General features: G+C 63.0%; 11 protein-coding genes. 6 read left to right on the forward strand and 5 right to left on the reverse strand.

The genetic code is table 11. The features are described from left to right. Positions 1-216: 216 nt before the first annotated feature. The 4 genes from folD to OYT13_RS09175 form a co-directional block, all read right to left on the reverse strand. Entirely contained in the window at positions 217-1,071 is an 855-nt protein-coding gene (folD, locus tag OYT13_RS09160; RefSeq protein ID WP_017231574.1) for a bifunctional methylenetetrahydrofolate dehydrogenase/methenyltetrahydrofolate cyclohydrolase FolD, read from the reverse strand. 91 nt (positions 1,072-1,162) lie between these two features. Beyond that, entirely contained in the window at positions 1,163-1,306 is a 144-nt protein-coding gene (locus OYT13_RS09165; protein WP_157211311.1) for a hypothetical protein, read from the reverse strand. Between the two features lie 70 nt (positions 1,307-1,376). Next, positions 1,377-2,021, reverse strand: a complete 645-nt coding sequence (locus tag OYT13_RS09170) for a response regulator transcription factor (protein WP_017231575.1) — start codon at positions 2,019-2,021, stop codon at positions 1,377-1,379. Next, entirely contained in the window at positions 2,018-4,501 is a 2,484-nt protein-coding gene (locus OYT13_RS09175) for a PAS domain-containing sensor histidine kinase (protein WP_039829656.1), read from the reverse strand. The genes OYT13_RS09170 and OYT13_RS09175 overlap by 4 nt, the downstream gene beginning before the upstream one ends. A gap of 342 nt (positions 4,502-4,843) precedes the next feature. On the opposite strand from OYT13_RS09175, the gene aceE reads away from it, so the two are divergent. The 4 genes from aceE (at position 4,844) to lpdA (ending at position 11,748) form a co-directional block, all read left to right on the forward strand. Then, the gene (aceE, locus tag OYT13_RS09180) at positions 4,844-7,531 is read left to right on the forward strand and encodes a pyruvate dehydrogenase (acetyl-transferring), homodimeric type (protein ID WP_017231577.1); all 2,688 of its coding nucleotides are present in this window, start codon (positions 4,844-4,846) and stop codon (positions 7,529-7,531) included. A 95-nt stretch (positions 7,532-7,626) separates the two neighbouring features. Beyond that, complete coding sequence (gene aceF, locus OYT13_RS09185; protein WP_268567615.1) at positions 7,627-9,291, forward strand: dihydrolipoyllysine-residue acetyltransferase; 1,665 nt, start codon at positions 7,627-7,629, stop codon at positions 9,289-9,291. Positions 9,292-9,373: 82 nt separating this feature from the next. Further along, on the forward strand, positions 9,374-9,955 hold the full coding sequence (locus tag OYT13_RS09190) for an MFS transporter (RefSeq protein WP_026131554.1): 582 nt from the start codon (positions 9,374-9,376) through the stop codon (positions 9,953-9,955). A gap of 20 nt (positions 9,956-9,975) precedes the next feature. Beyond that, on the forward strand, positions 9,976-11,748 hold the full coding sequence (lpdA, locus tag OYT13_RS09195) for a dihydrolipoyl dehydrogenase (RefSeq protein WP_268567616.1): 1,773 nt from the start codon (positions 9,976-9,978) through the stop codon (positions 11,746-11,748). Positions 11,749-11,988: 240 nt separating this feature from the next. On the opposite strand, the gene OYT13_RS09200 is transcribed toward lpdA, so the two are convergent. Next, positions 11,989-12,552, reverse strand: a complete 564-nt coding sequence (locus OYT13_RS09200; RefSeq protein ID WP_017232314.1) for a phasin family protein — start codon at positions 12,550-12,552, stop codon at positions 11,989-11,991. Positions 12,553-13,038: 486 nt separating this feature from the next. Here OYT13_RS09200 and OYT13_RS09205 point away from each other — a divergent pair, with 486 nt between their 5' ends. Beyond that, positions 13,039-13,980 (forward strand): histone deacetylase family protein, encoded by a 942-nt coding sequence (locus OYT13_RS09205; protein ID WP_261938736.1) that lies wholly within the window; start codon positions 13,039-13,041, stop codon positions 13,978-13,980. Positions 13,981-14,033: 53 nt separating this feature from the next. After that, positions 14,034-14,987, forward strand: coding sequence for a DMT family transporter (locus tag OYT13_RS09210; protein WP_017232316.1), 954 nt, complete (start codon positions 14,034-14,036; stop codon positions 14,985-14,987). Positions 14,988-15,019: the final 32 nt, after the last annotated feature.

Here is a 15,019-nt window from a genome sequence, read left to right on the forward strand (position 1 = left end):
AGGGGCTTACGAAGAGTGTGGGGGCATCCCGGGCAATTTTCCAGTCGTTTTTTTCAACCGGTCCGATTGGGCGTGTTGGCGGCGGAATCCCTGGAGTGCGACGCCCGGCCGGCATTCAACGGCTTACGCCGGCGATTCGACCACGGGCCCAAAAGCAACAAGGGCGCGCGCGACCGAGAGGTCGAGCACGCCCGGCGTGACGCGCGGTGCTGACGATCAGGCGTCGAGGGCGCGCTCGGCGGCCTCAAGCGTGTTGACGAGGAGCATGGTGATCGTCATCGGTCCCACGCCGCCCGGTACCGGCGTGATATAGCCGGCCACATCCTTGACGCCGTTGAAATCGACGTCGCCGCACAACTTGCCCGCGTCGTCACGGTTCATGCCGACGTCGATGACTGCCGCACCCGGTTTGACCATATCGGCCGTGACGATATTGCGCTTGCCCACGGCCGCGACAATGACGTCAGCGTTGCGGGTGTGCGCGGCCAGATCTCGCGTCTTGCTGTTGCAGATCGTGACGGTGGCGCCTGCCTGGAGCAGCATCATCGCCATCGGCTTGCCAACGATGTTCGACGCGCCGATTACCACGGCCACCGCCCCGCGCAGCGGGAAATCGACGGACTCGAGCATCTTCATGCAGCCATAGGGCGTGCACGGGCGGAACAGCGGTGCCCCCGTCATCAGGGCGCCCGCATTCGACACGTGAAAACCGTCGACGTCCTTTTCCGGCGCAATGGCTTCGAGCACCTTGTGGCTGTCGATGTGCTTAGGCAGGGGCAGTTGAACGAGGATGCCGTTGATCTTAGGATCGCGGTTGAGTTCATCGATGCGGGCAAGCAGGGCGCTTTCCGTCAGATCGGCCGGATAGCGGTCGAGCGAGGAATACAGGCCGTTGTCTTCGCAGGCCTTGACCTTGTTGCGCACGTAGACCTGACTGGCCGAATCCTCGCCGACCAGCACCACGGCAAGCCCGGGTTGGTGGCCGCGGGCGGTCAGAACGGCGGCACGGGTGGCAACTTCGGCGCGAATACGTTTGGCGAGGGCGTTGCCGTCGATGAGGGTGGCGGTCATGATGCGTGGATATCGTAGGAAGGATGGGGGCTGGCCCGAGGGGCCGGATACGGCCGCGCCGGTCAGGCAGGTGACAGGCGCAAAGACCGTATTATAGCGGCGCGCCGCAACGCGCGGGAGGGGGCGCGGCGGCGGCTTCGAGCGAGCTACGGCGCTGCACGGCTGACGCTGCTCGCCGCGTCTCCTTGGCGAGCAGCATCATGCCACCGCAACCGGTCGAGATGCTACCGGTCATGGGTCCGGCACTTCGGCCGCCCGTCAGTCAGCCGGCGCGATGGCGAGCGGACGGCGGGCGGCGACCGGGTTCAGGGGCGAGGCGATCCGCCGGAACGTTTCGAGAGTGCCAGGCGGAGCAGGTCGGCAACGGTGTTGACGTTGAGCTTCTCCATGATGTTGGCGCGGTGCGCCTCGACCGTCTTGATGCTGATGCCAAGATCGTCTGCGATCTGCTTGTTCAGGCGGCCGGCAATGATGCGCTCGAGCACCTGATGTTCACGACTTGTAAGCTTGGACAGCAGATCCTCGGCGGCTTGCAACTCGCGTTGGCTGCTGGCGTCTTGCCGTGCTTTTGCGAGCATCCGCTCGACTTGAGCACGCAATTCCGCTTCGTCGAACGGCTTTTCGATGAAGTCCATCGCGCCCTTCTTCATCGTGTCGACGGCCATCGGCACGTCGCCATGGCCCGTCACGAAGATGATGGGAATGTTGAACCGGTTCTCGACCAGCTTTTCCTGAAGTTCCAGGCCGCTCATGCCCGGCATGCGGACATCCAGAATCAGGCAGCCAAGCTGATGCCCGTTGTAGTGCGAAAGGAATTCTTCGGCACTGGCAAAGCCTCGTACGTGGTAGCCATTGGCCTCGAGTAGCCAGCGAAGCGAGTCGCGGACCGCCTCGTCGTCATCAACGACGAAGACGGTTTCTTGTTCGATAGTGGTGTTGGGTGTCGTCATAGTCCTCCCCCGGATCCGGATGTCGTATCGCCTTCTAACGGTAACAGAATACAAAAAGTACAACCATTCCGCACGCCGTCGACGTCATTGTTTTCTACCCACAGACGGCCGTGGTGTGATTCGATGATCGAACGGCAGATATTCAGGCCCATGCCCATGCCGTCCGATTTAGTGCTAAAGAAAGGTTCAAACAATCGTTCGATGGTGGCCTCGTCCACCCCAGGTCCATGATCCGAGACTTGGAATTCGACCGATTTATCTCGCCGTTCCACGTGCAGACGCACGCTCAGGTCGCGACGCTGGCCGGGCGGCGGCGTATAGCCGTGCATGGCCTCGGCGGCGTTCTTGAGCAGATTCACGAGCACCTGTTCGATCAGCACCGGGTCGACGTTGATCTGTGGCAGTCCTGCCGGCAGCTCGGTCACAATGCGAATGCGGCGCTTGCGCGCTTCAATCTCGGCGAGCCCCACGGCATCCGCGACGATCTCATAGATCGACGAGGGTTGACGCTTCGGTTCGCTACGTTTCACGAACGCGCGAATCCGCTTGATGATCATGCCCGCACGCACCGCCTGCTGTGACGTTTTTTCCAGCGCGGGCAGCAACGTTTCCGGCGAGGTGCGCCCGGCGCGCACTAGGGCCGCCGTGCCCATGCAGTAGTTGTTGATGGCCGCGAGCGGCTGGTTCAGTTCGTGGGCCAGCGACGAAGCCATCTCGCCCATGGTCGTCAGACGCCCCGTGAACTGTAGGCGTTCTTCTTCCTGACGGGCCAGCTCCTCCGCATGACGGCGGGCCGTAATGTCCGTTGCCACCTGCAACTGTGCCAAGTGGCCGTCCACCCACTGAATATATTGACGCCGGACTTCGAACCATTTCTGGTGCGCCGGCAGATAAATTTCCTGTGTCTGCGCAGCCGTGTCGGTGAGCGACGCGGCAGGCAGTCCGGCAAAGGCATCGACCAGATCGATGTGATCGAGCGACGTAGGGGAGAGTTCGCCGCCACCGGACAACTCCAGGTGGCCTTCCGGGCGCGTACCGAACAACTGACGGTAATAGCGATTCGCGAACAGCAATTCCGCCTTGTCGACGGCGAGTACCGATACCGACGCGTCGAGGCTCTCCAGCACGGTCGTGAACCGCTCATGGGCGGCGGCGAGTTCCTCGCGCGCCCGCTTGGGTTCGCTGATATCGGTCAGCGACGACATCCAGCCGGTCTGACGGCCATGCGCGTCCACGAGCGGCGAGACGAACATGCGCGCGTAGAAAATCGTGCCGTCTTTGCGCTGCACGCGAATTTCGAAGCCGTGCGAGGGCGCCTTGCCGCGCAGCGTCATGTCGATGCGACGCTGCATTTCGTGGATGTCGTCTTTGGGCCAGTAAGGGTAGGGCGGCGCCCGGTACATGAGGTCCTGCTCGTCCCAGCCTGTCATCCGGCAGAACGCGGGGTTCACGTAAGTAATGTGGCCCTGCAGGTCGAGCACACGCATGCCGATGACGATGGAGTTCTCCATGGCCCGCCGGAACGACGTCTCGTTGAACAACGCCTGCTGTGCCTCGAAGCGCTGGCGCGTATGCCGCCACAGGCTCCAGAGGCTCCAGAGCACGAAGCACGACAAGCCGGCGATCAGCCACACCAGCGTGTTGTTGACGAAATTGCCGACGGCAGGATACGAGTAGATGCGCACCGCGAGACTGTGCCCGGGGGGATCGAGGAGCAACTCGTAGGAGACATCGCGCGGTAACGGCGGGCGTGTCGATGTCGTTGCCAGCTCGTTGTTGTGAGTGTCGATGAACGACACCTTGAACTTGTCGCCAAGCTCCTGCGGCAACTCGTGGATCAGCAAGCCTTCCACCGAATACACCGCACTGATCGTGCCGAGGAACTCGCGCTCGCGCAGCACGGGCACCTGTACAACGATGTAGCTTGCGCCCGAGGCGTCATAAATCAGGGTGGAATAGGCCGAGCGGCGCGAATCGCGGGCGGCGCGGAACGCGACCAATAATTCGTCTTCCATTGGATGCTGCGCCGAGCCCTGCAACCGCGACGCGAACGGGGAATCCGCCGGCGCCGCCCACTTGGGACGCTGCGACGCGTCCAGCCAATTCATGAAGACGATGTCCGCATGATTTTGCATCACTTCGTTCGCCGTATTCTGGAAGTGCGCAACGTCCTGCGGCTTGGCTGCCGTGTCGCGCGCAAGCGAGCTGATCTGATCTTGAATGGCCAGCATGTTGAGGCGAATCTGTTGCTGCGCCCATGCCACATTCCGATACAGCGTGTCCTGCTGTTGCTCCGTCTCCCGGCGGTTCAGGCTCCACAGGATCAGACTCATCACCACGAGAAAGATCACAATGGAGACGAGCGGGACCAGCAAGTAGTAATGCGACTCCGCGAACCCCTGCAACCAACGGTTGGAGCGGGCAGACGTAGCGGCGGACCGGGACGGCGGAGCGGAATTGGCAAGGCGGGGAGAAAGCATGGCGAGATTGTAGCGCAGGCCGGGCGGTTTCCCGCTGCCATCAACGGCGACCGCTTGCTTTTCGGAAGCCTCCGAGCTTTTGCGTAAGACGGCCGCGCAATTTGCTCTTGAGACCGATCGGTACGCTGGAAAATCGTGGTGTGATGGCACCAGCAACCTATTGATTTTATGTGCACCGCAGCAGAATTCCGCATTATAAAATTTACTATCGTAATCTGAAATTTCGCTTGCGAAGGCGGGAGTAACCTTCGTACAATGCCCCGGTAAAAAAGCCGGTGGGCCCGTCCATAAAGCGGGATTCGACCGTCACGCCAACCCGCTAACGACAGACAAGGAGACACCATGTCCGCCGTACCTGAAGAAGCCCTCAAGATCGTGTCCCCCGCGGACGCCGATCCCCAAGAAACGCAAGAATGGCTGGCCTCGCTCGAAGGCGTGCTGGCGGCCGAGGGCCCAGAGCGTGCCCACTACCTGCTCGAGAAGCTGATCGAGTTCGCCCGCATCAACGGCGAACATCACCCGTTCTCGGCGAATACCCCGTACATCAACACCATCCCGCTCGACCAGCAGGCCCGTATCCCCGGCGATCAGGATGTCGAGCACAAGATTCGCTCGTACACGCGCTGGAATGCGATCGCGATGGTGCTGCGCGCCGGCAAGGACACGAACGTCGGCGGTCACATCGCGTCGTTCGCCTCGGCCGCAACGCTCTATGACGTTGGTTTCAACCATTTCTGGCATGCGCCGTCCGACAAGCACGGTGGCGACCTGGTCTTTGTGCAGGGCCACTCGTCGCCGGGTGTGTACAGCCGCGCCTTCCTGTTGGGCCGTCTGGAAATGCCCCAGCTCGAGAACTTCCGCCAGGAAGTGGACGGCGGCGGTCTGTCGTCGTATCCGCACCCGTGGCTGATGCCTGACTTCTGGCAGTTCCCGACGGTGTCGATGGGCCTGGGCCCGATCATGGCGATCTACCAGGCGCGCTTCATGAAGTACATCGAGTCGCGCAACATCGTGAAGACCGAGGGCCGCAAGGTCTGGGCCTTCCTCGGCGACGGCGAGACGGACGAGCCGGAATCGCTCGGCGCCATCGGCATGGCCGGTCGCGAGCATCTCGACAACCTCGTGTTCGTGATCAACTGCAACCTGCAGCGCCTGGACGGCCCGGTGCGCGGTAACGGCAAGATCATCCAGGAACTCGAATCGGAGTTCCGCGGTGCCGGCTGGAACGTCATCAAGGTGATCTGGGGCAGCCGCTGGGACACCTTGCTCGCCCGCGACAAGAAGGGTCTGCTGATGACGCGCATGATGGAGTGTGTTGACGGCGAGTATCAGACCTACAAGTCGAAGGACGGCGCGTACGTGCGCGAGAACTTCTTCAATACGCCGGAACTCAAGGCGATGGTCGCCGACTGGTCAGACGAAGACATTTGGGCGCTTAACCGCGGCGGCCACGATCCGCACAAGATTTTCGCCGCATACCAGGCGGCCACCCAGCACAAGGGGCAGCCGACGGTCATTCTGGCCAAGACCATCAAGGGCTACGGCATGGGTGAGGCCGGTCAGGCCATGAACATCACCCACCAGCAGAAGAAGATGCCGGTGGAGTCGCTCAAGAAATTCCGCGACCAGTTCAAGCTGCCGATCGCGGATGACCAGATCGCCGACGTGCCGTACCTGAAGTTCGAGGAAGGCTCGAAGGAACTCGAATACATGCGCGCGCGCCGCATGGAGCTGGGCGGCTATCTGCCGCAGCGTCGCACCAAGGCCGCATCGTTGCCGGTGCCTGCGCTGTCCGCATTCGATGCCCTGCTCAAGGCGACCGCCGAAGGCCGCGAGATCTCGACGACGATGGCGTTCGTGCGGATTCTCAACGTGCTGCTCAAGGACAAGGCGCTGGGCCAGCGTATCGTGCCGATCGTGCCGGACGAATCCCGCACCTTCGGTATGGAAGGTCTGTTCCGCCAGATTGGTATCTGGAGCCAGGTCGGCCAGCGCTACATCCCGCAGGATCAGGATCAATTGATGTTCTACAAGGAATCGGAGAGCGGTCAGATTCTGCAGGAAGGCATCAATGAAGCCGGTGGCATGTGCGACTGGATCGCGGCCGCCACGTCGTACTCGACGCACGGCGAGACGATGATCCCCTTCTACATCTTCTACTCGATGTTCGGCTTCCAGCGCGTGGGCGACCTGGCCTGGGCGGCCGGCGACATGCGCGCTCGCGGTTTCCTCGTGGGCGGCACGGCCGGTCGTACGACCCTGAACGGCGAAGGTCTCCAGCACGAAGACGGTCACTCGCTGCTGTGGGCGTCGTCGATTCCGAACTGTTTGCCGTACGATCCGACGTTCGCTTACGAACTCGCCGTGATCGTTCAGGACGGCCTGCGTCGCATGGTGCAGGATCAGGAAGATGTCTATTACTACCTGACCGTGATGAACGAGAACTACCCGCATCCGGCCATGCCGGAAGGCGTTGAGCAGGACATCCTGAAGGGGATGTACGCGTTCCGTCGCGGGGCGGACGACAGCAAGGCACCGCGCGTGCAACTGCTGGGTTCGGGTACGATCTTCAACGAAGTGATCGCCGCCGCCGAAATGCTCAAGAACGATTGGGGCGTCGAATCGGATCTGTGGAGCTGCCCGAGCTTCACGGAGCTGGCCCGCGAAGGTAACGACGCGGCGCGCCACAATCTGCTGCACCCGACCGAGCCGGCGCGTTTGTCGCATGTCGAGTCGTGCCTGAACGACACCCGTGGTCCGGTCATCGCATCGACCGACTACATCCGCACGTACGCCGATCAGATTCGCCCCTTCGTGCGGGGTCGTTATGTGGCGCTCGGCACCGACGGCTACGGCCGTTCGGATACGCGCGAGAAGCTGCGTCACTTCTTCGAGGTGGATCGTAACTGGGTCACGGTCGCTGCCCTCAAGGCATTGGCCGACGAAGGCACGCTGCCGGCGACCAAGGTTGCCGAAGCGATTGCCAAGTACAACCTGGATCCGAACAAACCCAACCCGATGACCGTCTAAAGGCCGCTTCGCGCGGCGCGTGCGACCGCCAGCCGCCTCAAGCGGCAGGCGGGGCGCGCCGCGCGTCAAGCGCAGCCTCGAGGAGACTGTGGAAAATGAGTCAAGTGATCGAAGTGAAAGTCCCCGATATCGGTGACTTCAAGGACTTGCCCGTCATCGACGTGCTGGTCAAGGCGGGCGACAAGATCGATGCCGAGCAGGCCCTGATCACGCTGGAATCGGACAAGGCGACGATGGATGTGCCGAGCCCGGCCGCTGGCATCATCAAGGCGCTGAGCCTGAAAGTCGGCGATGAAGTATCTGAGGGTTCTCTTATTCTGACGCTCGAGACCGCCAACGGTTCGGGCGCGCAAGCCAGTGCGGCGGCAGCCCCCGCGCCGACGCCTGCGGCTGCGCCGCAAGCGGCCGCGGCACCCGCTGCACCGGCCGCATCGGCAACCCCGGCCGCCAGCGGCGGTACGAGCAAGATCGACGTCAAGGTGCCGGACATTGGTGGGTATGACGACGTGCCCGTGATCGATGTGCTGGTCAAGGTGGGCGATACCGTGACGGCCGAGCAATCGCTCGTCACGCTGGAGTCCGACAAGGCGTCGATGGATGTGCCGAGCCCGGCTGCGGGTGTGGTCAAGGAATTGAAGATCAAAGTGGGCGACAAGGTGTCGGAAGGCACGTTGATCGTTGTGCTCGAAGGCGCTGTTGCCGCCGCACCGGCGAAGGCCGCTGCCGCAGCGAGCGCGCCGGCCCCGGCGGCACCGAGCGCTGCCCCCGCAGCCCCGGCTCCGGCGCCGGCCCCGACCGCCGCGCCAGCGACCCCCGCTGCCGCGTCGGACCATCCGCCGATCAGCCACGCCAGTCCGTCGGTGCGCAAGTTCGCCCGCGAACTGGGGGTGGATGTGACGCAAGTGAAGGGGACCGGTCCGAAGGGCCGCGTGGTCGTTGACGATGTGCGTAACTTCATCAAGAGCGCGCTTGCGGGCAATCGCCCTGCTGTGTCGGGCGCCGCGCCTGCCGGTGGTGGTGAGCTGAACCTGTTGCCGTGGCCGAAGATCGACTTCTCGAAGTTCGGTCCGATCGAGCCCAAGGCGCTCTCGCGCATCAAGAAGATCTCGGGTGCAAACCTGCACCGCAACTGGGTCATGATTCCGCACGTCACGAACAACGACGAAGCGGATATTGGCGAACTCGAAGCGTTCCGCGTGCAGTTGAACAAGGAAAACGAGAAGGCTGGCGTCAAGGTCACGATGCTCGCCTTCGTCGTCAAGGCCTGTGTGATGGCCCTGAAGAAGTTCCCCACGTTCAACGCAAGTCTGGACGGCGACAACCTCGTCTTCAAGCAGTACTTCCACATCGGTTTCGCCGCCGACACGCCGAACGGTCTGGTGGTGCCAGTTGTTCGCGACGCCGACAAGAAGGGCGTGTTCGAAATCGCTCGCGAGACCTCGGAACTGGCGAAGCTCGCCCGCGAAGGCAAGCTCAAGCCTGACCAGATGCAAGGCGGGTGTTTCTCGATCTCGTCGCTCGGCGGTATCGGCGGCACAACCTTCACGCCGATCATCAACGCACCGGAAGTGGCCATTCTGGGCCTGTCGCGTTCGTATCAGAAGCCGGTGTGGGATGAGCGCAAGCAGCAATTCCTGCCGCAACTGACGCTGCCGCTGTCGCTGTCTTACGATCACCGTGTGATCGACGGCGCCGAGGCGGCACGCTTCAACGCCTACCTGGGGCAACTGTTGCAGGATTTCCGTCGCGCGATGCTGTAATGGCAGGCGCCGCCGGTTGCGCGCAAGCGCAAGTCCGGCGGCGCTCGCGCGAACGCTTCAGGATCTGGACGGGGAGGGCATCATGACCACCGTGGTAGTCGTCAAGAAGGCCGGTGAGATCGCGATTGCCGCCGATTCGCTTGTGACGTTCGGCGATACGCGGCTCTCGCAATCGTACGAGGAAAATCGCAAGGTTTTTCTCGTAGGCGATTCCTATGTTGGCCTGGCGGGCACGACCGCACACTTTCCGGTCATGCGCGCCATTCTCTCCGGTATGGCGGACGAATGCCGTCTGCACTCGCGTGACGAGGTGTTCCGCACGTTCTGCCGCGTCCACCAGAAGCTCAAGGAAGAGTATTTCCTCAACACCAAGGAAGAGGAAGACGATCCGTACGAGTCGTCGCAGATCACCTGCGTGATCGCGAATCCGACCGGCATCTACGGGATTTATTCCTACCGGGAAGTGTTTGTTTTCGATCGGTTCTGGGGGATTGGCTCAGGGCGCAATTTCGCGCTCGGCGCCATGTACGCCCTCTATGACCAGGATCTGAGTGCCAGCGCCATCGCCGAAGCGGGCGTGAAGGCGGGGGCGGAGTTCGACAAGAGTTCCGCCGCCCCGTTTCAGGTGCACACGTTTCCGATCGATACCACCATCAAGTCATAAATGCGACAGGGAGACCCCGCATGAGTCTCATCGAAGTCAAAGTACCGGACATCGGCGCAGAGGGCGTGGATGTCATCGAAGTGATGATCAAGCCGGGCGACAAGATCGCCAAGGATGCATCGCTCATTACGCTTGAGTCTGACAAGGCGTCCATGGAAGTGCCGTCGGAAGTGTCGGGCACGGTCAAGGAAGTGAAGATCAAGGTGGGCGACAAGGCCAGTCAAGGCACGCTGATCGCGCTTGTCGAAGTGGACGGTGCCGGTGCCGCCAAGGCCGAAGCCCCGGTGGCAGCCTCCGCGCCGGCAGCGCCTGCCGCCGCCGTGCCTGCGGCAAAGCCGAGCGCCCCGGCCCCGGCTGCGGCCAAGCACAGCGGCGGTGCCGACACCGAGTGCGACGTGCTCGTGTTGGGCGCCGGTCCGGGCGGATACTCGGCGGCATTCCGCAGTGCCGACCTGGGCCGCAAGACTGTGCTCGTCGAGCGCTATGCGACCCTCGGCGGCGTGTGCCTGAACGTCGGTTGCATCCCGTCGAAGGCGCTGCTCCATACGGCGGCCGTTCTCGAAGAGGCCCAGACGCTCGGTCATCACGGCATTTCGTTCGCGAAACCCGAGATCGATCTCGACAAACTGCGCGCCTACAAGGAAAGCGTGGTCGGCAAGCTCACGGGCGGTCTGGCCGGCATGGCCAAGATGCGCAAGGTGGAAGTCGTGCGCGGCGTCGGCACGTTCCTCGACCCGAATCACATCGAAGTCGTCGCTGAAGACGGCAGCAAGCGCACCGTGAAGTTCGCGCAGGCCATCGTCGCCGCGGGTTCGCAGGCGGTGAAGTTGCCGTTCCTGCCGGAGGACCCGCGCATCGTCGATTCGACCGGCGCCCTCGAGTTGCGTCAACTGCCGAAGAAGATGCTCGTGATCGGTGGCGGCATCATCGGTCTGGAAATGGCGACGGTGTATAGCGCCCTGGGCACCGAGATCGATGTCGTGGAAATGCTCGACGGCCTGATGCAAGGCGCCGACCGCGATCTGGTCAAGGTCTGGGAGAAGATGAACGCGAAGCGCTTCGGCCGCGTCATGCTCAAGACCAAGACCGTGGGTGCCGAGGCCAAGGCCGATGGCATCTACGTGCAGTTCGAGGGCGAGGCGGCACCGGCGGAGCCCCAGCGTTACGACCTCGTGCTGGTCGCCGTAGGCCGCAGCCCGAACGGCAAGAAGATCGGCGCCGAGAACGCGGGCGTCGCCGTGGGCGATCGCGGGTTCATCGATGTCGACAGGCAGATGCGGACCAACGTGCCGCACATCTTCGCGATTGGCGATATCGTCGGTCAGCCGATGCTGGCCCACAAGGCCGTGCATGAAGCCCACGTCGCGGCGGAAGCGGCGGCAGGCGAGAAGGCTTATTTCGACGCCATCCAGATTCCGTCGGTCGCCTACACCGATCCGGAAGTGGCTTGGGCCGGCAAGACGGAAGACCAGTTGAAGGCCGAAGGGGTGAAGTACGGCAAGGCCGTGTTCCCGTGGGCGGCATCGGGTCGCGCGATCGCGAACGGCCGTGACGAAGGCTTCACCAAGGTGCTGTTCGATGAAGAAACGCATCGCATCGTTGGCGGTGCCATCGTCGGCACGCACGCTGGCGATCTGATCGGCGAACTTTGCCTGGCCGTCGAGATGGGCGCGGATGCCGTCGATATCGGGAAGACGATTCACCCGCACCCGACGCTGGCCGAATCGGTCGGTATGGCGGCGGAGATTTACGAAGGTGTTTGCACCGACGTTCCGCCGGCCCGCAAGAAGTAAAGCGCGTCGGTGTCTGGTGCGCGCCTCGGATGATTCCGGGGGGGGGGGGCGCGCGCCGGGCATGCATGACGTGACCGATGTCCGCCGCGCCGCATTCGGGGCGAGGTCGGATGCCAAAAAAACCGCCATTTCGCTCCGAGATGGCGGTTTTTTTATGGCGGCGACGTCGCCGTTCGCCCCAAAAAAGAAAAACCCGGCACGAGGCCGGGTTCGAACGCTAGCGTCGCGAAACGCTATCGATTACTTCTTGGCGCTGGAGGCAGCACGCGAAGCCTGAGCAGCAGCCTTCGTCGCGACGCTGGTCGCGGCAGCGAAGTTCGTCTCGGCGATTTCAACGGCTTGCTTGGTGGCCTTCTGCACGCTGTCGAACGCGCTGTTGGCTGCCGACATGGCCGACTTGGCCAGTGCAACGGCAGACTCCGAACCGGCCGGGGCGTTCTTGGCCAGATTGTCGAACAGGGCTTGCATGTTCTGCGAGCTTTCCGCCAGTTGGGCTTCGGCCACCTTCGTCACTTCGGCTTGCGTCGACGAAGCGATTTCGTACAGGTGACGGCCATACGCAATCGCCTTTTCGGCGGCGGGCTGGACGAGGTTGGCTTGCAGGGCGAGCAACTCTTGCGCGTCTTTCACTGCGAAGGCCTTCTGCGCGGTCGAGGCGGACTCGGCCAGCGATGCCTTGACGGCTTGCAGGTTCAGCTCAACGAGCTTTTCCATGCCTTCGAACGCCTTGTTGGTCAGGCCAAAAAGGGTTTCGAGATTGGCTTTGTGGGCGGCGGCGAATTGCTCGGGGGTCAGAAACGACATGGCGTTCTCCTATGATGGTGTCATACACAACGTATCGACCCACTCCGTGTTCGCTAATGAGTTCTCACCTTATCCTGGTGAAAACACGGTTGGGGCCTCTAAATGGGGGTGCGATTTCTTTTGTGCATCGCACAATTGCAAGTGTAGAGATATTTTTGTCGCTGTCAAGTCTTTTTTGTGCGATGCAACAATTCAATAAAAGCTTACAAAATCAACCGGTTGGGATCCCGTGACTAACGTGTGACACCGCGTTGCGGCGAATGGCGGGCACCGTCCGGAAACGCTTCATTGGTGCGGCTCCGCACCGTTTTGGCACCCGGCGCACCCCGTGCGCCGATGTTACTATCGTCGAGTTCCGGCACTGGCGAAACATCTTCGCGGTCAACGGCTCGCTGCCTTACCGAGCGTGGCTCGCGTGGTCGATGCGCCTGTGCCGATGTCGTTCAACGCCTTTTTGCGTGCCGCCACTGCCGGCCATTCGCGTCGATGCAAGCGTTCTACAGCGATCATTTCGTGCTGCCGTTGCCACCCGGGCATCGGTTTCCGATGGAAAAGTATGCCCGTCTGCGCGAGCGTGTGGCGGGGGAGTTGCCGCACGTTGCGCTTGCCGAGGCATTGTCCGCGGACGACGTGATGCTCGGTCGCGTCCACTCGCCGGCGTACGTGGCGCGAGTGAGCGCCGGTCAGTTGGATCCCAAAGAGCAGCGTACGATCGGATTCCCATGGTCACCGCAAATGGTCGAGCGCTCGCGCCGGTCGGCGGGGGCGACGGTGGCCGCCTGTCGGGCCGCGCTGACCGATGGCGTGGCTGCTAATCTCGCTGGGGGAACACATCACGCGTATGCCGACCGCGGCGAAGGCTTCTGCGTGTTCAACGACGCAGCGGTCGCGGCGCGCACGATGCAGGCCGAACTCGGTCCGGGCACGCGTGTGGCGATCATCGATCTCGACGTGCATCAGGGCAACGGCACAGCGGCCATTTTCGAGCACGACCCGAGCGTGTTCACGCTGTCGCTGCACGGTGAGCACAACTACCCGTTTCACAAGGCGCGCGGTGACCTCGACGTGGCATTGCCCGACGGCTGCGGCGACGACGATTACCTGGTCGCGCTCGGCCACGCACTGACCGATCTCTTCGCGCAATTCACCCCGACCCTTGCGATTTATCTCGCGGGCGCCGATCCGCTGGCGAATGACCGGCTTGGCCGGCTGGCATTGACGCATGACGGATTGCTCGCGCGCGACCGTCGGGTGCTGACGGCCTGCGCAGAGCGCGGGCTGCCGGTGGCTATCGCAATGGCAGGCGGCTACGGTCGCGACATCGAACAGACGGTCGCCGCGCATTTTGCGACGATCCGCCTCGCCGATCAGTTCCAACTGGCGGTCCGCCGTCGGCACCCTGCGCCGGCAGAAGGTGCTCTCGTATGAGCGAGCATCGCACCGTGTCACCTTCGCCCGCGAATGCACCACATGGTCGCGAGATGGCCGGCACCGAACGTGCGGCGATCTGGCGCGCGGCCATGCCGTGGTGGTTCGTGTTGATCTGGAGCACCGGTTTTATTGTCGCCAAATACGGCATGCCGAATGCCGAGCCGCTGACCTTTCTAGCGCTGCGCTTCGGCGGCACGCTGCTGGTCATGCTTCCCATCGCCTGGTTGACGGGCATGTCATGGCCGAGGCGGCGCGCGGTGGAGGGCCGGACGGTACCGGCCGGCACGATCGGGCCCATCGACTGGCCGCTCATTGCGCATCTTGCCGTGTCCGGCACGCTGATCCAGGCGGTGTATCTCGGCGGCGTCTGGGCAGCGATCAAGCACGGCGCGCCCGCCGGGCTGGCCGCGCTGGTCGTCGGCATCCAGCCGTTGTTGACGGCGCTCTTCGCACGTGTGGTCGGTGAGCCGGTCTCGCGCCGGCAATGGTTGGGGCTGTTGTGCGGATTCGCCGGCGTCGGGCTGGTGGTGGCGAACAAGGTTGGCGTTCGCGGCATCGGTGTGGGTCCGGTGGCCTTGTGCGTGTTGAGCCTGCTCGCGATCACGGCGGGCACGCTCTATCAAAAACGGTTTTGCGCCCATTTCGATTTGCGTGTCGGCACGCTCGTGCAGTTCGGTGCGGCGTTTGCGGTAACGCTGCCCGCCGCGTGGATGCTCGAGACGATGCAAGTGCGCTGGAACGCGCCAATGATCGGCGCGCTGGTATGGTCGGTGCTGGCGTTGTCGATCGGTGCCATCTCCTTGCTGTTTCTGCTGATTCGACAGGGTGCCGCGACCAAGGTATCCAGCCTGATGTATCTGACGCCTCCGACGACCGCGGTCATGGCCTGGTTGCTATTCGGCGAGACGTTGTCCCCGCTGAGTGCCGCCGGGATGGTCGTCGCGGCGCTTGGCGTTGCGCTTGTCATCGAGCGGCGGGCGGTGCCGGCCGCGTCGTCGCCATGAGCAGCCGGGCGACGCATTTCTCCCTTCGTTTG

The sequence above is a fragment of the Pandoraea sp. XJJ-1 genome, from assembly GCF_026802345.1.
GTDB lineage: Bacteria > Pseudomonadota > Gammaproteobacteria > Burkholderiales > Burkholderiaceae > Pandoraea > Pandoraea cepalis.

Coding starts and splice junctions, on each gene's coding strand:
- OYT13_RS09200 (WP_017232314.1), bottom strand. CDS start 12,552: ATGTCGTTTCTGACCCCCGAGCAATTCGCCGCCGCCCACAAAGCCAAT.
- OYT13_RS09210 (WP_017232316.1), top strand. CDS start 14,034: ATGGCCGGCACCGAACGTGCGGCGATCTGGCGCGCGGCCATGCCGTGG.
- aceF (WP_268567615.1), top strand. CDS start 7,627: ATGAGTCAAGTGATCGAAGTGAAAGTCCCCGATATCGGTGACTTCAAG.
- OYT13_RS09165 (WP_157211311.1), bottom strand. CDS start 1,306: ATGACCGGTAGCATCTCGACCGGTTGCGGTGGCATGATGCTGCTCGCC.
- aceE (WP_017231577.1), top strand. CDS start 4,844: ATGTCCGCCGTACCTGAAGAAGCCCTCAAGATCGTGTCCCCCGCGGAC.
- OYT13_RS09190 (WP_026131554.1), top strand. CDS start 9,374: ATGACCACCGTGGTAGTCGTCAAGAAGGCCGGTGAGATCGCGATTGCC.
- folD (WP_017231574.1), bottom strand. CDS start 1,071: ATGACCGCCACCCTCATCGACGGCAACGCCCTCGCCAAACGTATTCGC.
- OYT13_RS09205 (WP_261938736.1), top strand. CDS start 13,039: ATGCAAGCGTTCTACAGCGATCATTTCGTGCTGCCGTTGCCACCCGGG.
- OYT13_RS09170 (WP_017231575.1), bottom strand. CDS start 2,021: ATGACGACACCCAACACCACTATCGAACAAGAAACCGTCTTCGTCGTT.
- OYT13_RS09175 (WP_039829656.1), bottom strand. CDS start 4,501: ATGCTTTCTCCCCGCCTTGCCAATTCCGCTCCGCCGTCCCGGTCCGCC.
- lpdA (WP_268567616.1), top strand. CDS start 9,976: ATGAGTCTCATCGAAGTCAAAGTACCGGACATCGGCGCAGAGGGCGTG.